This window comes from uncultured Campylobacter sp. (genome assembly GCF_938045225.1).
Classification (GTDB): Bacteria; Campylobacterota; Campylobacteria; order Campylobacterales; family Campylobacteraceae; genus Campylobacter_A.
Window position 1 is genome coordinate 1 of the sequence record NZ_CALINL010000279.1, and the last position, 4154, is coordinate 4154.

At 46.1% G+C, this 4154-nt stretch carries 5 protein-coding genes and 1 pseudogene; 5 read left to right on the forward strand and 1 reads right to left on the reverse strand.

Annotated features, from left to right (window positions below; genetic code table 11):
• Positions 1-90 precede the first annotated feature (90 nt).
• The 5 genes from Q0200_RS10010 to Q0200_RS10030 all read left to right on the forward strand — a co-directional run bounded on the left by Q0200_RS10010 (position 91) and on the right by Q0200_RS10030 (position 2933).
• Complete coding sequence (locus tag Q0200_RS10010; protein ID WP_297940839.1) at positions 91-657, forward strand: adenylate kinase; 567 nt, start codon at positions 91-93, stop codon at positions 655-657.
• Between the two features lie 135 nt (positions 658-792).
• Entirely contained in the window at positions 793-1179 is a 387-nt protein-coding gene (locus Q0200_RS10015; protein WP_297940840.1) for a NirD/YgiW/YdeI family stress tolerance protein, read from the forward strand.
• 206 nt (positions 1180-1385) lie between these two features.
• The gene (locus Q0200_RS10020; protein WP_297940841.1) at positions 1386-1775 is read left to right on the forward strand and encodes a DUF4410 domain-containing protein; all 390 of its coding nucleotides are present in this window, start codon (positions 1386-1388) and stop codon (positions 1773-1775) included.
• Positions 1776-1790: 15 nt separating this feature from the next.
• On the forward strand, positions 1791-2309 hold the full coding sequence (gene ppa / locus Q0200_RS10025; protein WP_009493687.1) for an inorganic diphosphatase: 519 nt from the start codon (positions 1791-1793) through the stop codon (positions 2307-2309).
• A gap of 90 nt (positions 2310-2399) precedes the next feature.
• Complete coding sequence (locus tag Q0200_RS10030) at positions 2400-2933, forward strand: DUF937 domain-containing protein (RefSeq protein WP_297940843.1); 534 nt, start codon at positions 2400-2402, stop codon at positions 2931-2933.
• A gap of 260 nt (positions 2934-3193) precedes the next feature.
• Here the strand turns inward: Q0200_RS10030 and Q0200_RS10035 are convergent.
• Positions 3194-4154 (reverse strand): annotated as a pseudogene (locus Q0200_RS10035) (FAD-dependent oxidoreductase); the annotation flags it as partial.

The following is a 4154-nucleotide window of genomic DNA, read 5'->3' on the forward strand; positions in this document are numbered from 1 at the left end:
GACCGAAGATAGAACATATAGTTCATCGAGGGAGAAAATTTCTAGCTCATTTAAAAGCGCGCAAGAGGCAAGCCGTTTAAAGGAAAATTTATGAAAAAACTATTTTTAATCATCGGCGCTCCAGGCTCTGGCAAAACCACCGATGCGTCATTAATCGCACAAGAGGACGCCAAATTTGCGCACTTCTCAACGGGCGATCTACTACGCGCAGAGGTTGCCAGCGGCTCAGAGCTAGGCAAGCTAATCGACGGTTTCATCTCAAAAGGCAACCTGGTCCCGCTTGACGTCGTCGTAAACGCGATAGTTTCGGCGATCAAAAGCTCGGACAAATCAAACGTCATCATCGACGGCTATCCACGTAGCGTCGAGCAGATGACCGAGCTAGACAAGGTGCTAGCCTCGCAAAACGAGATCGCGTTAAAAGGCGTGATCGAAGTGGACGTTAGCGAAGCCGTCGCACGCGAGAGAGTACTCGGACGAGCACGCGGAGCCGACGACAACAACGAGGTTTTCAACAACCGCATGAAGGTTTATCTAGAGCCGATCGAGGCGATACGTAAATTTTACAAAGAAAAAGGCCTACTTCACGTCGTAAATGGCGAGCGTGCGATCGAGCCTATCGTAGCCGACGTCAAGGCTCTCGTAAATAGCCTATAAACATTATTTTAGAGCCTCAAGCTAGGCTCTAAATTTAAGCTTTCCATAAATCCAAATTAACAAAAAATTCACGAAATATCATTAAAATCCGCACTATGATTTCACGAAAATCACATCAAATTTAAAGGACACACGATGTTTAAAAAAATAGTTTTATCAGCAGCTCTTGCTAGCGCGATGTTTGCAGCAGGCGGATTTACTGGCTCAAGCGCGCAAAACGCAGCAAATCAAGGCGGCTTCGTCGGTAAAGGCGCCATGAGCGCAAGCACCGCAAAACAAGCTCTAGCGCTACCGGATGACACTCGCGTCGTGCTTGAGGGCAAGATCGTCTCCGAGTTTCGCCCTGAGCACTACCAGTTCGTCGATAAAAACGGCGACACCATCGAAGTCGAGATCGACCACAAGGACTGGAGAGGTGTAACCGTCGATGAAAATACGCCAGTACGCATCTACGGCGAGGTCGATAAGGACCTTATGAAAGACGCAACGATAGATGTAAAACGCGTCGAGATCGTGAAATAACCAAATTTGACTCGGGTTTGCCCAAGTCACTTGAATTTGCCTCAAATTTTATACCAAGCTTACTTAAATTTTACCTCGTAAAGTATAATTTAAACTAAAAAATCATACAATAAACTTCCAAATTTATCTAAGGAGATTTTAATGAAAATATCATTATTAGTGGCTTTGGCTATAGGGGGGGGGTGCTGACAGGCTGTGGCTCCAAGATGGAAAATATCAAAATTTATAGCGATAGTAAATATTCAAGTATCGCCGCAAACTGCGGATCAGGTATGGCAAATAAAAAGCTTGAAGGTATAATCATCGAAAAACTACAAAAAAATGGAGTTAAATTTGGCGATGATTTAAGGATAGATTGTAGTGATTTATCTTTTGATGAAGGCAATAGGTTTGCAAGGTGGATGTTGCCTGGCGCAGGTTCAGCAAAGGCTAGTGTAAATATCAAGATACTAGACAAGAGTAGCAAGATGATTGCGACTTTCGACGCTTCTGCAACTATGGGAATGGGTGCATTCGGTGGTGATGCAGATGGAGTTTTTGAGTATCTAGCAGACGAGATTGTAAAACAAACTATAAACAATTTTTATACTAAATAATTTTAAAGGACAACAATGGACGTTTCAAAAATCAAAGCAGGCTCAAACCCGGACAAAATCAACGCCGTGATCGAGATTCCGTACGGCTCGAACATAAAATACGAAATCGACAAAGATAGCGGCGCGGTCGTGGTCGATCGCGTGCTCTACTCGGCGATGTTCTACCCGGCAAACTACGGCTTCGTGCCAAACACTCTCGCAGCAGACGGCGATCCTGCCGATATCTTGGTGCTAAACGAATACCCTCTGCAAGCAGGCAGCGTGATCCCATGCCGCCTAATCGGCGTACTCGTGATGGAGGACGAAGCAGGTATGGACGAGAAGCTACTAGCCGTACCAGTCACCAAGATCGATCCGAGATTTGACGGGATCAAGAGCTACAAAGACCTGCCTGAGGCCACGCTAAATAAGATCAAAAATTTCTTTGAAACTTATAAAATTTTAGAGCCTAACAAATGGGTCAAGGTTAAAGAATTTAAAGATGCAAACGCCGCAAAAGAGATCCTAGACGCGGCAATTAAAAACTACAAATAAGCCGCTGCTAGGCTTGTCGGCCGCCGCCTCGTTAAACCCAAACAAGCGGCGGTCAAATTTTAAACTCGCGAAAAAATCAAAAGGATAAAAATGGATATACTAAAGCTACTTTTGGGCAACTCCGGCGGTATGTTAGATGCGATGTCGCAAAAAAGCGGACTGGGCACAAACGACATAGAGGCCGTGATTTCTAAGGTCGCGCCGATTTTCATGCAAAGAGCGAACGAGAATTTTAAATCTGACGCCGATTCGTCAAATTTCCTAGATATGATCCGCCGCTCAAACCTTGGCGAGATGGCCAACACCCCGCAAAATATCAACGTCGCCGAAGGCAACGAGCTACTAGGCGTACTAACGGGCTCGAAAGAAAACAGCAGGGCTCTAGCTAGCGACGTGGGCTCGCAGCTAGGCATCAGTGCAGACTCCATCAAGACTCTGCTACCGATGATCGCGCCGATGATCGCGGGCATGCTAAACAATCAGCTAAAAGCCTCAAATTTACAAGGCTCTACGGATAATGGCTCCATGATGTCGATGCTTACGCAGTTTTTGGATCAGAACAAAGATGGCTCGATCGTGGACGATATTTTTAGGATCGCGGGCGACTTTTTCGGTAAAAAATAGGCGGATTTCGCCTATTTTAGCCGTTTTGGCTTTGACGCTCGTCTAAATTTGAGCTTTATCTATACTATGCTTTTGCACCGCAGTGCGCAAATTTATTCTGCTCTTAACAATTTTTGATATACGCCTGCAAACGGCGCTAATGCTACTTTAACTAGAACGGCTAAATTTTTATATCAGTACCAGCCGCTACCTCAAATTTATGCCGAATTTGACGCAAAAATAAATAACGTAAAATCAGACTTTAAAATCCAACTTTATGCCTACTTCAGCCCTTTTTTAAGTTTCCTAACGAGAAATCTCGCCAAGTGAAGCTCGTCAAAAAGCGATTTTTCTATACAAAGCGGACGGTCAAAAACGAGGTCACAGATGAGCTCGGCGCCAAGCACGGCCGTACAAAGCCCGCGCGAGCCGTGAGCGGTGCTCACATATACATTTGGTACGTATTTTGGACGCGGATTAGACTTGCCCTTAGTCCAAAGCAGCGACTTGTAAGCATCTTTATAAAAATCCTCGTCGTAAAGCCGCCCGATGAGCGGAAAACGGTCGCCGCTATAGCTGCGGTAGCCGACTTTTGAGCCGACTATTCGGATATTTTGCGGTATTTGAGCCGCGATGTTTGAGTTATTTTTAGGCGCGGTCAAATTTGACGCACTATTCGTCTGTGCGAGGCCATCTGCGGTTTTAGCCGGCAAATCCATGCTTTTGCTTAAATTTACGCCGCCCTTGTTTCCCTCCAAGCGATCCGCATTTTCAGCGTCGCCGTCTCGGCCAATATTCAAATTTAGCCGCTCGTTTTTTGCAAATTTGTCGCCTAAAAACTCTGCGACGTCGGCCAAATTTTTCTCATCATCACTAGAACGCGACTCGTCTAAAAAAAGATTTCTATCGTATGTCGCGCCGATCACCTGCACGCCTTGGGTAGGCGGGCATACGTAGCCTTTAGCGCTAAAAGGCACAGACGTCCAAACGACCGGCTCGATATGCGTGACCTGGCCGCGCACGGAGCTAAGCCTGATGTCGTAGTCCGCAAAAAGATCCATGCTCTCGCTACCGACAGCAAGCAAGAGTACGTCGGCGTCGATGATTTGCCCATCCTTAAAATGAGCCCTAACAGCGCCGCTCTCAAGAGTCTCAAAGCCCGTAAATTCGCAGTTTAAAAGCGTTTTTATACCCGTGCTTGCCGCTTTGCACATCTTTCTGGGGCGAGCTTTGGCGCCATTA